General features: G+C 55.4%; 17 protein-coding genes. 2 read left to right on the forward strand and 15 right to left on the reverse strand.

Going from position 1 to position 18,105, the window contains the following annotated elements:
* Positions 1–5: 5 nt before the first annotated feature.
* The 8 genes from coaD to AAGR22_RS00395 all read right to left on the reverse strand — a co-directional run bounded on the left by coaD (position 6) and on the right by AAGR22_RS00395 (position 8,379).
* A complete protein-coding gene (gene coaD / locus AAGR22_RS00360) occupies positions 6–485 on the reverse strand; it encodes a pantetheine-phosphate adenylyltransferase (RefSeq protein ID WP_067709289.1) in 480 nt (159 codons plus the stop codon).
* Positions 482–1,270, reverse strand: a complete 789-nt coding sequence (locus AAGR22_RS00365; protein ID WP_067709291.1) for a glycosyltransferase family 2 protein — start codon at positions 1,268–1,270, stop codon at positions 482–484. Before AAGR22_RS00365 ends, coaD begins: the two co-directional genes overlap by 4 nt.
* Positions 1,271–2,545 (reverse strand): lipid IV(A) 3-deoxy-D-manno-octulosonic acid transferase, encoded by a 1,275-nt coding sequence (gene waaA / locus AAGR22_RS00370; RefSeq protein WP_067709293.1) that lies wholly within the window; start codon positions 2,543–2,545, stop codon positions 1,271–1,273.
* Positions 2,546–2,648: 103 nt separating this feature from the next.
* Positions 2,649–3,782 (reverse strand): glycosyltransferase family 4 protein, encoded by a 1,134-nt coding sequence (locus tag AAGR22_RS00375; protein ID WP_067709296.1) that lies wholly within the window; start codon positions 3,780–3,782, stop codon positions 2,649–2,651.
* Positions 3,775–4,860: a putative lipopolysaccharide heptosyltransferase III gene (gene rfaQ, locus AAGR22_RS00380; protein ID WP_345829649.1), complete on the reverse strand. Its 1,086-nt coding sequence runs from the start codon at positions 4,858–4,860 to the stop codon at positions 3,775–3,777. The genes AAGR22_RS00375 and rfaQ overlap by 8 nt, the downstream gene beginning before the upstream one ends.
* A 76-nt stretch (positions 4,861–4,936) precedes the next feature.
* Complete coding sequence (locus AAGR22_RS00385; protein WP_073981046.1) at positions 4,937–5,938, reverse strand: glycosyltransferase; 1,002 nt, start codon at positions 5,936–5,938, stop codon at positions 4,937–4,939.
* Positions 5,939–5,940: 2 nt separating this feature from the next.
* Positions 5,941–7,044: a glycosyltransferase family 9 protein gene (locus AAGR22_RS00390; RefSeq protein ID WP_345829652.1), complete on the reverse strand. Its 1,104-nt coding sequence runs from the start codon at positions 7,042–7,044 to the stop codon at positions 5,941–5,943.
* Between the two features lie 246 nt (positions 7,045–7,290).
* Complete coding sequence (locus AAGR22_RS00395; RefSeq protein ID WP_345831521.1) at positions 7,291–8,379, reverse strand: glycosyltransferase; 1,089 nt, start codon at positions 8,377–8,379, stop codon at positions 7,291–7,293.
* Positions 8,380–8,662: 283 nt separating this feature from the next.
* Here AAGR22_RS00395 and AAGR22_RS00400 point away from each other — a divergent pair, with 283 nt between their 5' ends.
* Both AAGR22_RS00400 and AAGR22_RS00405 read left to right on the forward strand, forming a co-directional pair.
* Complete coding sequence (locus AAGR22_RS00400) at positions 8,663–9,622, forward strand: deacetylase (protein WP_345829654.1); 960 nt, start codon at positions 8,663–8,665, stop codon at positions 9,620–9,622.
* A gap of 38 nt (positions 9,623–9,660) precedes the next feature.
* Positions 9,661–10,911, forward strand: a complete 1,251-nt coding sequence (locus AAGR22_RS00405) for an O-antigen ligase family protein (protein WP_345829656.1) — start codon at positions 9,661–9,663, stop codon at positions 10,909–10,911.
* Between the two features lie 15 nt (positions 10,912–10,926).
* Here the strand turns inward: AAGR22_RS00405 and AAGR22_RS00410 are convergent, their stop codons facing one another.
* The 7 genes from AAGR22_RS00410 to AAGR22_RS00440 form a co-directional block, all read right to left on the reverse strand.
* A complete protein-coding gene (locus tag AAGR22_RS00410; protein WP_067709308.1) occupies positions 10,927–11,847 on the reverse strand; it encodes a glycosyltransferase family 2 protein in 921 nt (306 codons plus the stop codon).
* Entirely contained in the window at positions 11,847–12,839 is a 993-nt protein-coding gene (rfaC, locus tag AAGR22_RS00415) for a lipopolysaccharide heptosyltransferase RfaC (RefSeq protein WP_345829658.1), read from the reverse strand. Before rfaC ends, AAGR22_RS00410 begins: the two co-directional genes overlap by 1 nt.
* Entirely contained in the window at positions 12,827–13,888 is a 1,062-nt protein-coding gene (gene rfaF, locus AAGR22_RS00420) for an ADP-heptose--LPS heptosyltransferase RfaF (protein WP_345829660.1), read from the reverse strand. The genes rfaC and rfaF overlap by 13 nt, the downstream gene beginning before the upstream one ends.
* Before the next feature lie 16 nt (positions 13,889–13,904).
* Complete coding sequence (rfaD, locus tag AAGR22_RS00425; protein ID WP_067709315.1) at positions 13,905–14,837, reverse strand: ADP-glyceromanno-heptose 6-epimerase; 933 nt, start codon at positions 14,835–14,837, stop codon at positions 13,905–13,907.
* Positions 14,838–14,965: 128 nt separating this feature from the next.
* Complete coding sequence (locus tag AAGR22_RS00430; RefSeq protein ID WP_345829662.1) at positions 14,966–15,874, reverse strand: hypothetical protein; 909 nt, start codon at positions 15,872–15,874, stop codon at positions 14,966–14,968.
* Positions 15,867–17,102, reverse strand: coding sequence for a glycosyltransferase (locus AAGR22_RS00435; RefSeq protein WP_345829664.1), 1,236 nt, complete (start codon positions 17,100–17,102; stop codon positions 15,867–15,869). The genes AAGR22_RS00430 and AAGR22_RS00435 overlap by 8 nt, the downstream gene beginning before the upstream one ends.
* A gap of 64 nt (positions 17,103–17,166) precedes the next feature.
* Positions 17,167–18,102 carry a divergent polysaccharide deacetylase family protein gene (locus AAGR22_RS00440; RefSeq protein ID WP_345829666.1) on the reverse strand — a complete coding sequence of 312 codons (936 nt, stop codon included), beginning with the start codon at positions 18,100–18,102 and terminating at the stop codon, positions 17,167–17,169.
* Positions 18,103–18,105: the final 3 nt, after the last annotated feature.

Below are 18,105 nucleotides of genomic sequence, written 5' to 3' on the forward strand. Positions count from 1 at the left end.
GCCGGTTAAAGCTTTGCCAGCAGCGCGGCTAAAACGGGTGCAGGAAGAAATGCACTGACGTCGCCTTTGTGCCGCGCGACCTCTTTAACCAGAGTGGAAGAGATAAAAGAGTACTCTTCAGCCGGCATCATAAACACGCTCTCCAGCGTTGATAGCAAATGCCGGTTCATCCGCGCCAGCTGCATTTCATATTCAAAATCAGATACGGCGCGCAGCCCACGAATAAGCACGTGCGCCTGGCGGTCGCGGGCAAAGTTCGCCATCAGATCGCTGAATCCCACCACGTCGACATTCGGTAGATGTGCCACCACCTCCTGTGCCAGTGCGACCCGCTCCTCAAGCGAAAACAGCGTCTTTTTATGCGGGCTGACGGCAATGGCCAGGATAACGCTGTCAAACATTCGGGCGGCGCGCGTCACAATGTCGAGGTGGCCGTTAGTCATCGGATCGAAGGTGCCAGGGTAAATCGCTTTTATGCTGCTCATAGGCCACCCTTGCTGGAAGCGTGAGAAGAGTTATTCAGCGCCCACAGCGCCGCGTATTTATTGAAGGTGTACTGTGCGTTGACCATCGCCAGCAGCCAGCCCTGTTTGCCATCCAGGAAACCGGCACGAAGCAGCAGCGTTTTCAGGAATGCGCCCAGAGTATGGGTAAAAATCGACATAAAGCCGCAGCGTTTACCCTGCTGGTGACGCTGTTTTGCCCAGGCTTCTGCATACGCAAATTGCTTCCACTGGAAGGCAGAGAAATCACGACAGGTTAAATGCAGCAGATCGCCCTTAAGCGGGATGACCTTCTGCCCCCGGGTATCCAGCGATTCATGTACCTGATTATCATTGTACTGATAGCTGGCGGGATACAGGCGCGTCACCCGATCGGGATACCAGCCGCTGTGGCGCATAAAGCGCCCCAGAAAAAGGTTTCTTCTGCCCAGGCTATAAATGGCCGTCGCCGAAGCGGGCTGCTGCAAAACGGATTCGATAGCTTCACGCAAAGTCGGCGTAATGCGCTCATCGGTATCGATCATCAGAATCATGGCGTGACTGGCGTAGCGCTGCGCCAGCTGGCGCTGTTTCCCATAGCCGTGCCACTCACCTGATTGGAATACCCGGGCACCGTGCCTGGCGGCGATCTGCGGTGTGTCATCACTGCTGCCCGAATCAAGAACGATAATCTCATCGGCCCAGCTAACGGATTCCAGACACTCCGGCAGTAGCCCGGCGGCGTCCCTGGCGATCAATACCACTGAAAGAGCCTGGCGATCGGACATTTAGTGATTCCGCTGTGGTAAATAGGGTTCGAGTAACTGTAGCAGACGCTGCAGCGCTCCCTGATTCTGGTGAAGCACCTCCACGGCATGTCGACCATAGTACAGACGATAATCCTCATCGGTCAGCAGCGTAGTAATCTCTTTATCCAGCGAGTCAGCATCGGTAACGGTTATCATGCCGTCAGCATTTTGCAGTCTGGCGCAGATATCCTTAAAGTTAAAGATATGTGGACCCATCAGCACCGGCAGCGCATGTGCGGCGGCTTCCAGAGGATTATGACCGCCCCGCTCAACCAGGCTACCGCCAACAAAGGCCAGATCGGCGATGCCGTAAAGCAGCATCAGCTCGCCCATGGTGTCGCCAATCACGACCTGCGTACTGCCGGAGGGGATCTCGCCGCTGCTGCGCAGGGTATAGCTTAAACCTGCCTTCTGCGTCAGTTCGCGGGCAGTTGAGAAGCGCTCGGGGTGGCGGGGCACCAGAATTAACAGCAAATTAGGGAAGCGGGCCAGCAGCTTGCGGTGCGCATCCAGAATAATACTCTCTTCACCCTCATGCGTACTGGTCGCTATCCAGACCGGACGGCGAGGCGCCCACTGGCGGCGAAGTGTGATCGCCCGGGCAGCCAGCTCCGGCGTAACGGAGATATCAAACTTCAGGCTGCCGGTTACCGTCAGCTGAGCGCGTTTAAGCCCCAGGCTGACAAAGCGATCGCCATCTTCCTGGTTCTGCGCCGCAATCAGCGTAATTTTTTGCAGCAGCTGCTGCATAAATTTGCCCAGCTTTTTATAGCCCTTTGCCGACCGTTCGGAGAGCCTGGCATTGGCGATCACCAGCGGTATTTTGCGGGCGTGCAGCAGGGAGATCATATTCGGCCACAGCTCGGTTTCCATGATAATGACCAGCCGGGGGCGGGTATTATCCAGAAAGCGGTTCATCGATCCAGGCAGATCGTAGGGCAGATAGACGTGGTGGACATCGGTACCAAACGCAGAGGCGGCGCGTTCCGAGCCGGTCGGAGTCATGGTGGTAACCGTGATCGGCATCGAAGGGTAGCGATGACGTAAGGCTCTGACCAGAGGCACGGCGGCCAGCGTTTCGCCGACGGAAACCGAGTGCAGTAAAATGCCGTCTGGCAGCACTTTACCTTCACAATAACCGTAGCGTTCGGCCCAGCGCCTGCGGTAAGCAGGGGCTTTACGGCCACGCAGCCAGAGGCGAAGCCAGATTAGGGGCTGAATGAGATAGAGCAGGACGGTATAGAGTGTTGTCATCACAGTATTTACAATGTGCGCAGCGACCCACGCCAGAGAGTATCAAAAAAGATAAGTAATAGGGCATGTTAGCAGATAAGTTGCTCCCGCTCACACAACTTCATCAGCGCTGTTGCAGCACTTGTTGATAGAGCGCATTAAGCTGGCCCGCCAGCTGCTGAGGCGAGCAGGGTAGCACCCGTTCACGCGCTGCATCACCCATGCGGCTGTCTGCCGTTCGCAGCGGTATTGCGTTTGCGGCCCGGGTCAGTGCCGGAACATCCAGCGCATCGCAAACGAATCCCTGCTGACCCTCAACAATAAACTCTGCACCGCCGCAGGTGAAGCTGGTGATTACGGGCAGGCCGCAGGCCATCGCTTCCAGAATGACGTTGGGAAAAGGATCGTACAGCGTTGGCAGCATGAGCGCGTCGGCGGCATGATAGAAGGGGATCACCTCATGCTGCACGCCGGCAAAATGGATGCGATCCGCACAGTTCAGACGCTGAGCGAGCGCAGCGTAACGAGGCTGATGTTTGTCCTGTCCGATCACCAGCAGATGGGCGTCAGTCGGCGCAAGCGCTTCGATACAGGCTTTTAAACCCTTTCGTTCAAAGCCCGATCCAACGTAGATAAAGACCCTGGCATGCTCCGGCAGACCCAGTTTTTCGCGCATTTGCTGACGCTGTTCGCGGGTGGCGGGTTGGAAACGCTGCGCGTCGATAGCGTTATAGATAACCGCAAATTTCTCCTCCGGCACCTGAAAACAGCGCATGATATCGTTTTTCACCATCTGCGAATTACAGATGATTTTCTTCAGCGAGGGCGAACGGAACATCGCCTCCTCGGCGGCCATAACGTAACGATGATAAGCACTGGCCTGGGTTAGCAGACGCTGGAACGGTGAAACGATTCTGGCACGCTGCGCAAGCCATACGCGGTGTACGCCATCGCCCGCGCGAAAAATATCACAGCCACTGATGCGCTCGTGGCTCTGTACGATATCAAACTGCTCGCGCTGCCAGCAGGCCCGAGCCGCCTCGGCAAAGCCCCGCTCGCGCGAGATGCGGCCCCACTTTTTAGGATTGCAGATATGCAGGTGCCAGTCTGGTCGGGGTTCTCCCTGCCAGTCGCGCGTGATGATATTCAGTTCAAGGCTGCTGTCGTCCAGTGCTTCCAGCGCGCGGGCGATAAAACGTTCGGCGCCGCCGTCGGGGCGATACTTCTGCCGAACGATTGCCAGTCTGACTTTATTCATCCAGATATTTCCTTGCGGCAGCGACAACTTCATCAAGTGGTATCGCGGAGAGGTAGCGGAGTTTCGTTTTGGTATCAATACTGTCAGGCGACGGCAGGGGCGCATAGTCTCCCGCCCAGATGACCCGATTATTGTTTCCCCAGGGGCGCCACTGGGTGAGCTTGGTAGGGCCAAACAGCGCAATGCACGGCGTATTCAGCGCCGCAGCCATATGCATCGGCGCTGAGTCCACGCCGATAAACAGTCTGGCATGGTCGATCAGGGCTGCCAGCTGCGACAGCGACAGCTGGCCTGCCAGCGAAATAACCCGGCGGCCGTGGCAAAGCGAAAGAATATGTTCGATCATCGCCAGCTCGTTTTTGTCCGGGGCCGCAGTAAGAATGATGTCGCTGCTGTCATCGCTAAGGGCATCGACCAGTCCGGCGACCTTATCGTCTTCCCAGCACTTATAGGTCCAGCGCGAAGTCGGCTGAATCACGATATAGGGCCTTTCCACCGGCTGATATGCGAGAAGCGTGCTCCGCGTTTTCTGCCAGTCCGCCTCGCTGTAATGCATCGCCGCCGACCAGCCTTCAGGGGCGATCCCCAGTGGAGCCAGCGCCGCCAGGTTTTGTTCGACGGTGTGCAGCTGCGCATGGCGGTCGGTGGAGACCAGATGGGTATGGGAATGCCGCCAGAGGGCGTTACGCCGTTTTTTATAATCAAAGCCAATCCTGACTTTTGCGCCTGTCATTCGGGTAATAATCGCACTGCGCCACTGGTCGGCAAGGTTGATGACCAGATCGTAACGACACTGCCGGAGCGTCTTAATCAGTCCGATTTCATGAGAAATATGCTTTACGCCACCCTCTTTCTTCCAGTTGCGGTCAATAAAATGCAGATGGCGGAGCAGCGGGTGCGCCTTGAGCATGGGCAGGGTTTCTTTATAAAGCAGCACATCAATGTTGGCATGGGGATAGCGCTGATGAAGCGCCTGAATAACCGGCGTGGTGAGCAGCATATCACCATGGTGACGCAGCTTGATCAGCAGTATATTTTGCGGCACAAAGGCGTCAGGGATCGTTTGAGGCGTTGGCATACTCATGAAATCTCAAAAGGAAGTGAGCCGATTGTAAGGCAAACGCCGCGAGGGGGAAAGCCAGCGCGGCACGACGCTATCGCTGACGCCAGCGGTAAATTCGGCAAAGCCAGAGCAGCAGTTGATACCACTGTCGAATACCCCGCGCGTTCCGCAGCATACGGCCAGGCGTACCGGTAGCAAAAAGGTCCGCTATTATTGCCTGGCGAGCCGCTTCTTCCGGCTCACGGCGCACAGAGTGACAGACGCTGAGCGCCTCTTTTGTCACCTGCCGATGAAACTCGGGGTAAATTTTTACTTTGCGCCGGTAGCGCTGGTTAATCTCTTCCAGCATCCGCGCAATTTTCATGTAATGTTTTTGATACTCGACATTACGCTGGCCGGTGCGCGTCTGATTACTGATCGACTGGTCATGAACATAATAACGGTACAGGACGGTATCGATATAGCGCACCCGCTGAACGTTCATCATCAGCTCGGTCGTCCAGGGAATGTCCTGATGGTGCAGACCGGGTTCAAAGCGCAGGTTGAGCTGCTCAATCAGCGAACGGCGGTAAATGCCCAGCCAGACGACATGCAGGTAACGATTACTGGCCAGCGCCCTGCTGAGCCATGCCGGGCCGCTAAGGACTTCCGTCGACCCCAACCGCTCGAGAGGGATAAGCGGGCGGGCTTCACTTCCTCCCCAGAACACCCGCTCGGCATTACACTGTGCGACATCCAGGTCGTCCCGTTCTGCCATGCTGACCAGGGTGCTGTACATCTCAGGTGAGAGCGTATCGTCGGCATCCGGGAAAGTGACATATTTTCCACGCGCAGCGGCAAGGCCGTCATTTCTGGCTCTTGATACACCGCCGTTTTCACGGTCGATCACCTGAACGTGTGGATAGTCTGCGGCATAGCGATGGGCCAGTTCCGCAGACCGATCCGTGGAGCCGTCATTAACGATGATCACCTCCAGGTCTTCCAGGGTTTGAGCCAGCAGGGACGACATAAAGGCCTGAAAACTCTCTCCTGCGTTATACATCGGGATTATTACGCTCAGGCGCGGGGCTGGGGCTTCAGAATGCGGATTCATACTCAGGGTAACGTCTTCTTTTCCTGGGCCAGGAGGGGGCTTCTGGCACTGATAAAATGATAAATATCATCAAGCTTTCGCGGATCAAGCTCAAAAAGCTGCTCGACGGGGTGGTTAAATGCATACAGCGCATGAAACACAAAAGACGAGGGTGAAATATGGTTTGGACCAATCAGTAAAACGTCACCCAGCGGCCGCTGCTCTTCGACGCAGCAGGGGCCGTAAATCAGAATAACCGGCACGTTTTGCGAATCTGCGATGTAAACATTGCCTGAATCGGACGCGACATAACAATCCATGTTGCTGATTGCCCACGGAAGGCCTTCCAGTGACACTTTACCAATCAGATTCACGATGTTATCGGCGTTATCGATCGCCTCATAGAGCGCGTTCAGCCGGGGAAGTTCTTCAGGCGAGCCGAAAACATAAAACAGGCAGGGCAGATCGCTCAGTCGCTCAAAAAGACGCTTCCAGATGGCCGGAGGGATCGTTTTCGCCTGATTCCCAGCCGAAATGCTGATACCAATCTTTATCCGATCCGTGCGGAAAATCTCCTCGGGCGTATTCTGCGGCTTCAGCAGCGGCAGTGTGGCATGCTTAGGATAGCTCGCACGCGTCAGAGAGCGGTCAGCCAGCTTAAGGTAGTTTTCCAGGGTCAGCGTGGTTTTTGTATGCTCAACCGTGCCGCTGGCGGTCAGATAAAATAGCTGCTGATACCACTTCCGACGGTACATCGACAAAAACTGCTTATTACCCGCGTTGCAGCAGGCGGCAAAAAACAGATTGGCGTTGTTAGGCTGTAACAGATAGATATTTTCATAGCGATTCATCAGCATGAAGGCGAGCTTAAGCTTACTCAGCGTGCTGCTTTTATGTTCTTCGATATAAAAAATCTCATCCAGCGTGGCATCATGCCGCGCCAGCGGCGCGACAGAACGGCTCAGCAGGGCATCACTGTGCTTCAGATGGCTTAGCAGCGGCGTAATATTGACGAAATCGCCAATCTTCGCCGTCTGGATAACCAGATTACGTGCCGTCTTCTTTTGCACCAGCTTTAAGGCCAGCTTCAAAGGAAGAAGCAGGATAAAGAGCAGAACATAATTCACGCTCCCAACTCCCTGAATGTACCGCTGCCTGTCCCTGCGTGCAGAGGGATACAGGCGTGCCCCATCGCTGGAATCTGGTAATAAGAGTTCAGATAGCCGTTCCTGCGTGTGAGCGTTATCATGGGCCAAAACCTTAGGTATTGAATAAACAAATTGTTCTCTTCATCCCGGATAAACAGGAGTCGCTTTCGGGTGGCAGTATCATCATTTTAAATGAGTTTTAGGGAAGCTTCTGCCAGCGTGTTGTTAGTCTGGGTTAATTAAATCAAGGTACTGTTGGCAAACTGTTTCAATAGTGTAAGCCTGCAGGTCCAGCGCAGTCACCGCGGGAGGGTTGAACCAAACTTCCCTGAGCGTCGCGGCCAGCGACGCTTCACTCATATCAGCAAGGCCGCGAGCAAGATCGCCGGTCAGGATGCTTATCGGACCGCCAGGACAGCGGGTACTGACCACCGGACTGTGACAAATCAGCGCTTCAACCAGGACGTTGCCAAAACCTTCGCTATCTGAACTGACGACTAAAATTTTTGCCTGGCGTATATAGGGGTAAGGATTATCCATAAAGCCTTTGAAGATAACCCTGTCTTCAATCCCCAGTTCAGTGACCAGCCCTTTGATTTTTGCGGTAATTTCAGGGTTCCCCTGACCAATCAGCAGCAGTGGGGCAGAGAGGCCACTTTGGGCATAGGCCCGCAGCAGACGGTCATGGCGTTTAGTCTGGTGAAAACGTCCAACGTGGATGAGGTACTCTTTTCCTTCCATGCTACAGGGCTGTAGCGACAGCTGCTCAATGACGTCAAAGTCAAAGGGATTAGATATCACACGCTCGCGCTTCGGTCTTACCAAAAAAGCACTTTTGAGATCGTCCATCACATACTGTGATACGCCAATCAGGTTGCGGTTTTGATAGACGCAGCGGGTTTTACGCTCCTTTAACCAGCGTGAGAAACCTTTGCGGTGACCCAGGTAAGAGGCGGAGAAGACCCCGTGCAGGCAGAACCAGGTTTTATCGGCATCCAGCACCCTGGAGCGGCTGACGATACGATCGGTTTTATGCAGATGCGAGACAACCAGATCGAAAGCACCGCCCGTTTTCTCCGCTTCGCTGATGGCACGATCGAGCCCTGCGGCACGGCGGTTAAGCTCAGTCAGCTTGCGCCAGGGCTTTTTGCAGCGATCTTTTATCACCTGATAATCAAGCCCCTCAGGAATGCTGTAGTCGCACACGGTACGCAGTGAAAACAGCGAAACCCGATGCCCGCGCTCAATCAGCCCTTTTGAAAGCGTCAGAACCACCTTCTCGGCTCCCCCGCCCGGCAGGCCATCAATGATCATCAAAATGCGCTTGGACAAATTTTTACCCTTAAAAAGAGAAGATAGCTGCGATGTGGCGCCATACCCACCGCATTAATACTGGCCTGAACCCTGTTTTAGCGCTGTCAGTGCGTCCTTGCTTATAAAGAGTGAGCTTTAGATGTAGAGGCTATCTTAGAAAAATAATAAAGATAGCGCTACCTGGAATCCTGTCCGGCTGTGAGCCAGCTCAGCAAATCTCTTTGCGGTTCTCATTGCTGCTGCGTAACATAGCCGCAAGGTCACTACGGAGCCTGCAATCTGCATGAAGAAACCAGCATTTATTATTACTATCGATACTGAAGGCGATAATTTATGGCGTAATCGTTCCGGGAACGTTACGACCAAAAACGCGCAATATCTTGCCCGATTCCAGCAAATTAGCGAGAAGTATGCCTTCAAGCCGACCTGGCTGACCAACTATGAAATGGCCATCGACCCCGTCTATATCGATTTCGCCCGCGATGTGATTGCCCGTGGTCAGGGGGAGGTGGGTATGCACTTACATGCGTGGAACAGCCCGCCCGTCAGTCCATTGACCGATGATGACTGGCGTTTTCAGCCTTATCTGATCGAATATCCCGCTGAGGAAATGCGCAGCAAAGTCGTCTATATGACCGACCTGCTGGAAGAGACGTTTCAGACAAAAATGCTGAGCCACCGCGCAGGCCGCTGGGCGTTTAACGAAGCGTATGCCCGGCTGCTGATCGAACTGGGATACCGCGTTGACTGTTCGGTGACCCCACGCGTGAACTGGACCTTCTCGCCAGGTGCCCCGCAGGGGCAGGGTGGTACCGATTATACCCACTTCCCGCGTGATGCTTATTATCTTGATATCAATGATATTTCGCGGCCCGGCAACTCACCGCTGCTGGAAGTTCCCATGACCACGTACTATAAACATTCGGGGTTAATGAACAGCTTTAAGCAGGGCTATGACAAACTTCGCGGTAAGCAACGCAGCCCCTCAGTCTACTGGCTGCGCCCGACCGGAGGCAATGCGCAGCAGATGATCGCGGTGGCGGAAAAGACCCTGGCGCAAGGTGCGGACTACGTTGAATTTATGCTGCATTCGTCGGAGTTTATGCCAGACGGCAGCCCAACCTTTAAGAACGAGGGTGATATTGATCGATTGTATGACGATCTGGAGACGCTGTTCAGCTGGTTGCACCATCGGACCCAGGGAATGACTCTCGCAGAATTTGCGCAAACAAAACCACAATAATGAGCCGCATGGCATCCAGTCCCGACCTGAGAATCACTATGCTAATCAGACGTAATACGGAACAGCTTCGCACAGTTTTTTATTTTCTGACGCTGGTCAGCGCAATGCTATCGATCATGCTGACCTTTATTGATATCAAGGCAGCCAAGGTCCTGTTTTATTGGTCTTTCTATTTCTCTCTCGCCGGTATCCTGTTTAACCGGAAAGACGTTGACCGCTCGCGACTGTGGTTTCTGGCGATGCTGGCGATACTCGGTGCCAGCAAGCTGATTTGGTTTTACTGGGAGTATTATGGCGGCCCGGATTACACCACCTATAACGACTATATGAACGCCGGGAAACGCCTGCTGCTGGTCTGCGTGACGGGCTACTGGCTCTTTTCACAGATGCAGCATTTCCGGGCGAAAAGCATCCTCTGCATTAAGTATGGCCTGCTAACGGCATTCGCCGCCGCGACCGCGTATGGCTTCTGGCAGTATTTCAGCGACATGCACCGGGTAGAATTTGCGCTCGATCGCGCCACTATCTCTGCATATGGCTATGCGATGCTCTCTATGGTGGTGCTGTTTCTGCTGGCTTCCGAAAAGCATTCGCCGGGCAGCATGCTCTGCTGCCTGGCCATTTTCCTGCTCTCCTGGTTTGTACTGATGCAAACCGGTACGCGCAATATGATGGCGGCTTATCCGTTAATCATCCTGGTGGTGGGCGTGCTGCAGTTTCGTCATTTTGGGTTAAAGTCGCTGCTGGCGATACTGGTTGCCGTTGGCGTCCTGGTCGCGCTGAGCTATAAGCCGATCATTAAGCCGAAGCTGGATACCACCTTCCAGGAATACACCCTTTATAATCAGTCAAACGGCAACGAAAACGGCTCTCTCACTACCCGACTGGCGATGTGGCAGGTTGGCTGGTGGTGCCTGAGCGCCCATCCGTTGGGAATGAAGTCTGAAGATCGCACCGCCTGTTTTCAGCGGTATGTCGACACCTATCACAAGGACAGCGTGTCGATGCTGTACGAGAAGGTGCATCTGCATAACGAGGTGCTGGATACTGCCAGCCTGCAGGGGATTCAGGGCGCGGTGGTGCTGCTGATGTTTTATCTGTCGCTGGTGGTTTACGCTCTGCGCTCGCAAAACTCACTGCTGCTGGCGGTGATGCTCGGCGTAATTGTCAGCGGTCTGACTGATGTGGTGTTTATAAGTCGGGAACTGACGGTATGCGTCGCGCTGATGTTGGTCGTGTGTGAGATGTGGAATGCGCTGACCCGGCCACGGATAACGCACAGCGATTAACTCTCCAGGTGGGGCTTACCAGCCCCGCCTGCGCACGGCCAGCATCTTCCTTTTGTAACTCAGCCTGATTTTTCCGTTCAGCAAAAACCGCAACAGACTCACCTGACGGATCCGCGTCCTGACAGTCTCTCCCTGCGGCGTGTTCTGAAGCTGGGTATGATAGCGGTTGGCGATATCCAACCAGTGGCAGGTAATCAGGTGCTGAAAGGCGTGAGGCAGTACCCGGTCCATATTTTGCGTGGCGGCAATCAGGCAGCGAATTTTTTCGGCGTTAACGTCTGAAGAGAGGCTGTGCGCATGTTTGCGGTAGAGGTAAAATCCCGCCCGGCTGTAGAGCGTTCTGGTGCTGAGAGTCAGCATTAAGGGGAAGAGCCAGGTGTCTTCGTAGCAGATGAAGTCCGGAAAGGCGTGCTGCTGAAACAGGCGACGGGAAAAAAACTGCCCGATAAAATGTGCCTGGTAATCACGATGAACAAGGAAGCGTTCAATAGACTGGTCCCGGTTAAGCTCGATGGGCTCGTCAGGCTGCCATGACGGGAGCGAGTCGTCGCCCCGCACCTCAATGATTTTACTCAGCAAAATATCTGGCGCGCGCTGTTGCAGCAGGGTAAGCCGCTCCTGTAGCGCGCCCGCAAGCAGCGAATCATCGCTGTCTACCATCAGAATGTATTCGCCGCGCGCCAGGCTTACCGCGTGATTTCGCACTTTGCCGACGTTGCGGAACGCTGTCCGGTCGGTACGGATCTGCGAGTAACGAGCGGCATAGTCATCAATAATGCTCTGGGTGGCATCGGTGGAGGCGTCATTGATGATGATAATCTCGGCGCGCTGCTGGGCCGTGCCCAGGGAGGCAAAAATCGTGTCCAGCGTATTCGCCAGATAGGGCTCGCAATTGTGCGCTGCGATCAGAATGCTAAGCTGACAGGGTGTGTTCATCAGTATTCGCGGTGAGGCGCTCCGGAATGGATAAGCGGCAGCAGCTGTTCTTCCACCTGCTGAGGGGAAATATCCGCCATATTGTTTCCGCTCGCGGGTCGCAGCACAAACTGGTTTTGGCCGTAGCCGCCAATCAAGCCGGGATCGGTGGGGCCATACAGAGTGAGATTGGGGCAGGCCAGCGCGGCGGTAAGATGGCTGAGTCCGGTATCGACTGACACAACCGCCCTGGCGCCAGCCAGCGTACGCGCGACCTGTTCAAGCGTCAGCTTTGGCAGCACCTCAACATAATCAAAGTCAGCCGCTATCCGCTGCGCCCGCTGGTGTTCATGCTCGGCGCCCCAGGGCAGTTTGATGCGCATTCCGCTCTCTTTCAGCAGGCCAGCCAGCGTGCGCCAGTGGGCCTCTGGCCAGTGTTTTGCATCGCGCGTAGTGGCATGCAGAAAGACCAGGTATTGCCCGGCATCAGGCGGTGGGCTGCTGAGGAAGTGATCGGCTATGGCGTAATCTCCCGGTCCCTCGGGTAACGGGTAGCCAAGGCTTTTCGCGAATAGCTCACGCGTACGCTGCACGGCGTGCTGCTGCTTGTCGATTTCGTGGCGTTTATCAAACCACCAGCTGGCAAAAGGCTCTCTGGCGCTGCGACTGTCATGGCCATGCTTTTCACCTTTCGCGATGCGGGTTACCAGCGCGGCACTTTTGATCAACCCCTGGGCATCGATTACGCGGTCATACTGGCGTGACTGTACTTCGCGCTTGAAGAGAAAGCGTTCTTCACGGACCTCGCTGCCAAACCAGTGCTTGCGCCAGCGGCGGATCGCCACCGGGATCACCCGGTCAACGGCGGGATGCCACGCCGGGATTTGAGCAAAGCCCTCTTCCACCACCCAGTCAAAGCGGATCCCCGGAATGGCGTTCATCGCATCGGTCAGCGCAGGCAACGTATGCAGTACGTCGCCCATTGATGACGTTTTAACAATCAGGACCTGCATTCGCTCTCCTGGTTTTCCGCCAGCAGGGTATCAAGTTCGGAGATAACCCGCTCAGGCGTGATGTCGATCAGGCTCTGATGGTAGCCCTGCTCAGCATCGCCCTTACGCACTTTGTGGTAACCGGTAATCAGGCGAATGACGCGCGCCTTATGTGACAGCGGCGGCGTAAAATCCGGGCTGCTGGGGCCATATAGTGCCACCAGCGGACGGTCCAGCGCGGCGGCGATATGCATCAGACCGGAATCATTACTGACCACGGCGCGGCAGTGAGCCAGCAGGATCACCGCCTGCTCAAGCTGCGTGCTGCCGGCCAGATTGCTGCAATTCCCGCGAGAGTGCGGTTGCAGCGTCTGGAGGATCTCTTCCCCGGTTTCTCTGTCTTTGGCTGAGCCAAACAGCGCGATTTGAAAGCCACGATCAATCAGCTTTTGCGCCAGCGCGGCGTAGTGATAATGAGGCCAGCGCTTGGCCGGACCAAATTCTGCACCGGGACAGAAGCCAATCACGGGGCGCTCAGGCCGCAGGCCAAACTCTGCTGCCGTCGCCCGTTTTTCCGCTTCGCTGACCTGCAGGGCAGGCCACAGCAGCGGCTGGGGGAGATCGGCAGCGCGGCTTATCCGTGATGAGTCATATGCCAGCGCGACGTAGCGTTCCACCATTAGCGGGAATGCGGTTTTCTCAAGCACCCGCAGGTCGTTCAGCAATCCATAGCGCATCTCCCCGCGCCACCCGATACGCTTTTTAATCGCGGCAAAAAAGGGCACCAGCGCGGACTTGAACGAATTGGGCAGCACGTAGGCGCGATCGTATCCTTTGTCACGTAGCGTCCTGCCCAGGCGGCGGCGCTCGCCCAGCGCCAGGGCACCGTGACCGAGCGGCATCGCCAGCGCGTCGTTGACCTCTGGCATACGCGACAGTAAAGGTCGGCACCACGCCGGTGCCATGACGTCAATCACGGCATCGGGATGAGCGGCCTTCAGCGTACGATAGAGACTTTGCGACATCATCATATCGCCGACCCAGGAAGGGCCGATTACCAGAATTTTCATCGCCGGAATTACCCTGTTACGCGTTGCGGTTCAGCCATGCCATATAGTCGTTCACGCCTTCGGCGACGGTTTTGAACGGCTTGTCATAGCCAGCCGCGCGAAGTTTGGTCAGATCGGCCAGCGTATAGGCCTGATAGCGACCCTTGAGTTTTTCCGGGAAAGGGATGTACTCGATCTCACCCTGCTGGTGGAAATTGAGCGCCGCGTCGGCCACTTCCTGGAAGGACTCAGCGCGACCCGTGCCACAGTTATAGATACCGGATACGCCGTTTTCCCAGAACCACAGATTGACCGAGGCCACGTCTTCAACGTAGATAAAGTCGCGCTTAAAGCCGTCGCTACCCTCGAACAGTTTGGGATTTTCGCCGTTGTTCAGCTGGGTATTAAGATGGAAGGCCACGCTGGCCATGCTGCCCTTGTGGCCTTCGCGCGGTCCGTAGACGTTGAAGTAGCGGAAACCGCATACCTGCGAGCCAGCTTCCGGAAGGATCTGGCGCACGTAGTGATCGAACAGCATTTTCGAGTAGCCGTAGACGTTAAGCGGCTCTTCAAATTCACGCGCTTCAATGAAGTTATCATTGCGTCCGCCGTAGGTGGCAGCCGATGAGGCATAAAGGAAGGGGATCTGATGCTCAAGGCAGTAGTGTAAAAGCTCCTTGGAGTACTGATAGTTGTTTTCCATCATGTACTTGCCGTCCCACTCGGTGGTCGAGGAGCATGCGCCTTCATGGAAAACGGCCTCCACATCGCCAAAATCCTCATCAGCCAGAATGCTAATCAGGAAATCTTCCTTGTCCATGTAGTCAGCAATATTCAGATCCACCAGGTTGGCAAACTTAGTGCCATCCTTCAGATTGTCTACCACGAGAATGTCAGTGTGGCCTTTGTCATTCAGCGCTTTGATGATGTTGCTACCGATAAAGCCCGCACCGCCGGTGACGATAATCATAAGCTATAACCTTAAAAAATGGGGTGAAACAGGAGGTTTCACACGCTAATGCCGAATATCATAACATCTCATCACCCGGCAGACAGCCAGATGACTCCGTAACGGTATGCGTTTGCTTTAAGCAAGCGCTACTGCTGTTTTTCCGCATCGGTCAGATAGCGAACCTTGCGCGTGTAATCCTGCCCCTTAAAACTCACCAGGGCATCCGATGAATCAAGGTATTTTTGCCATTCGGAAAGTGGAAAACCGCCGTGGGCGCCAATCACTTCTTTGGGAATGGCAGCCGTCGTCCCACCAATTTTCTTTGATACCGGCCAGTTCATCCAGTCGCCCAGATTCACCGTTTTCAGATCCAGCAAGTCCAGCAGGGCGGCAAGCGGCAGCTGATCGGTTGGCGGCTGGGAATCGTCCATCAGCTCCCAGGTATCCTGAAACAGCGTCAGCCAGAGCGGGCAGATCCGTTTCCATGTCTGCCGCGTCGCCGCCAGGAAAGCCCCGTTAACGTGATCGACAATAAACGGACGGACGCTGTGACGATAATAGGCCGGACGACGCGCCTCCGGCGTGTTCATCAGCTTGGCGATCATTTTCCCCTGACGAAAGCTGGAGTAAATATGGCCATCAAGCATATTAATTTCAGGCATTTTTAGCAGGTTGAGATCTGAATCGATCATCAAAACCCCCTCCGTTCTGGCCTGTAGAGGCGCCTGAAGTTTGATCAGACGACTGCGGTAAATCTGCTTATAGCGGTAGGTCTCTTCGCGAAAAGGCACATCCAGCGTGACGACGCGCGTCTTTGCCGGCAGCTCGCCGAACTCTTCAGCCGGTCTGTCGCTGACAATCACAATCTCCTGTGCGTCCGGCGCAAAGCGGGCGGAAAACAGCGCGCTCAGTTTAGCTTCTTCAATGAAGTCCACGCCCGTGCAGGGGATCACCACCGAGGTGACCGGTATGGCACCCTGCACCTCTGATTGCTGATAGGGAATATTGTGACGTGCGCGAATCTGTCGGAAATGGGGTTTTAAGAATTCAAACATGCGAAGAGTTTCCATGGGCCGCATTTTTTAAAATAGTTTCTACGCCGGAGACGTAGTGCTCAATAGCATAGTGTTGCTTTACGCTTGCATTGGCCTGATGCAGTAGAAAGCTGCGCTTTTCCGCGTCCAGATAGAGCATTTTCATCTCTTCAAACAGGGTCTGGACATCACCATACTCAAAAAGCAGGCCGGTTTTGTCGTGCTCAATCAGCTCAGCGGTGCCGGTGACGCGGGAGCCGATCACCGCCGTGTTCAGCAGCATGGCTTCCAGTACCACCCGTGGCAGACCTTCGCTTTTTGATGCCAGAATAAAGACGTCCAGTGCGGCGAGATACTCCAGCGCATTGCTGCGAAAGCCGGTAAATACAACCCGATCGGCAATACCGGCCTGCTCCGCCTGCTGCTGAAGTTTCGACAGTTCAGGGCCTTCGCCCAGTATAACCATCCGCCAGCGGGCGGCGGGAAAGGCGGCGGAAAATTTCTCCAGCGCGCTCAAAATATGGTGATTCGATTTGCGTGGGATCAGTGAGCCGATGCTGCCAAATACAAACGTGTCATCACTGATTTGCAGGAGCTGACTGCGCATCGCCGCGCGGACGGGCAGCGGCTGCCAGATATCTATCGCGTTGAATACCGTAAAGCACTTCTGCGGCATTACGCCGTTATCCAGCAGTACCTGGCGCACGCCGTTGGAAACGGCGATGATCGCGTCCACGCGGTGATTCACCCGCTCTACCAGCTCGCGGTTTAACACCGGCTCGATGCGGCAGTGCTGCACAACCGTCACCGGCAGCCCTTCTGCCGCGAGATAACCCTCCAGGTTCGATCCCGGCTGATTGTTCATATAGAGCAGGTCGAAATGACCGTCGGTCAGCCGCTGGCGGATTTGCCGGGCATTAGGCCGGATGCGCCAGACGGCGTCGACGCGCTGCGTGGCCCGCAGGCGCAGTTTTCGATTGAAAAAGACCAGCGAACGCAGCAGCTCTTTGCCGAGCTTGGCCCAGCGGGGCTGTTTCCGCTGGGGAATAAACAGGATGGGGATGCCGAGCGCAGTTAGCACCTGCTCAATCGAATCGCCTTTCCCCCGGGAATAGTTGTGGTAGAAGCAGCAGTGAAGATCGAACTGGCTGCGATCAATACGTTTTAGCAGCTCCAGCATGCTGTTGGTGCCGCCCCCCCATTCGTTGCCGGTATCCAGCAGCAGAATTTTTTTACGCTGTTCTACCATCGTACGGCTTCCGCATCGGTCAGTCAGGCTTAGCGGGCAGTCAGACCGCTAAGCCGCCGAGATATTAAGGGGTCTTTCCGAGCTGAAGGCTCAATCCGGAAAAGTTCGTTTTGATGTAGCGCATAGCCTGACTCTCAGCGATGCTGTCTGCCACCACGTTCAGGGCGAGAATTGCCGGAACGGGCTGTGGGGTCACCGGGCAGGTTTTCACGCCACGGAACGGATTACGCGGCGGCGTTGGCTTCGCGGGCAGCGGCAGCGGTCGGTGGCCGACCGACTGGGGTTCATTCAGCAGCTGACTCGGACGCACCAGGGTAATGTCCGCAGGGAGCGTGGGCAGCATTTGCAACAGCACTTTCACCGTGGTGGGATGCGGATGACCAATCGCAATGGCTGAACCGTCGCGCTGTGCCAGATGCACGGCGCGGAGGAACTGTTTGCGAATATCCGCTTCATTCTGCGTGTCGTCGAGGAAAACGCGACGCTTAATGACTTTCACACGCGTGCCCGCAGCCGCGGGTACAGACTGGCTGTTGCCAATGGTCATGCTATCGAGAAAGTAAAAATTGTAGTTGTTCAAAACCTGCATAACTTTTTGCATCGCAGGCAGGCTGGAGGTCATCGCGCTGCCCATATGATTATTAAGGCCGACCGCATAGGGTACGCTGGCGACCGCCGCACGAATAATGCGCTCGATTTCGGCGCTGGACATATCCGGACGCAGGGTGTTTTTTTCCAGCGGCTGCTTGCTCAGCGGTGCCATCGGCAGATGGATCAGCACCTCATGGCCGCGCTGGTGCGCCTTCGTGGCCATGACGCGCGCACCCGGCGCATCAGGCAGGACAGCAACGGAAATGGCAGGCGGCATCTGCAGCACCTGGTTTTCCTGCGCGGGGCGGTAGCCGAAATCATCAATGACAATTGAGAGTTTGCCGGCGTGAACCGGGCAGGCCATCAACAGGCCTGCCAGCATGCCGCTAAGTTTGTGCAGACGTACCAAAAG

The organism is Erwinia sp. HDF1-3R, from assembly GCF_039621855.1.
Lineage (GTDB): Bacteria > Pseudomonadota > Gammaproteobacteria > Enterobacterales > Enterobacteriaceae > Erwinia.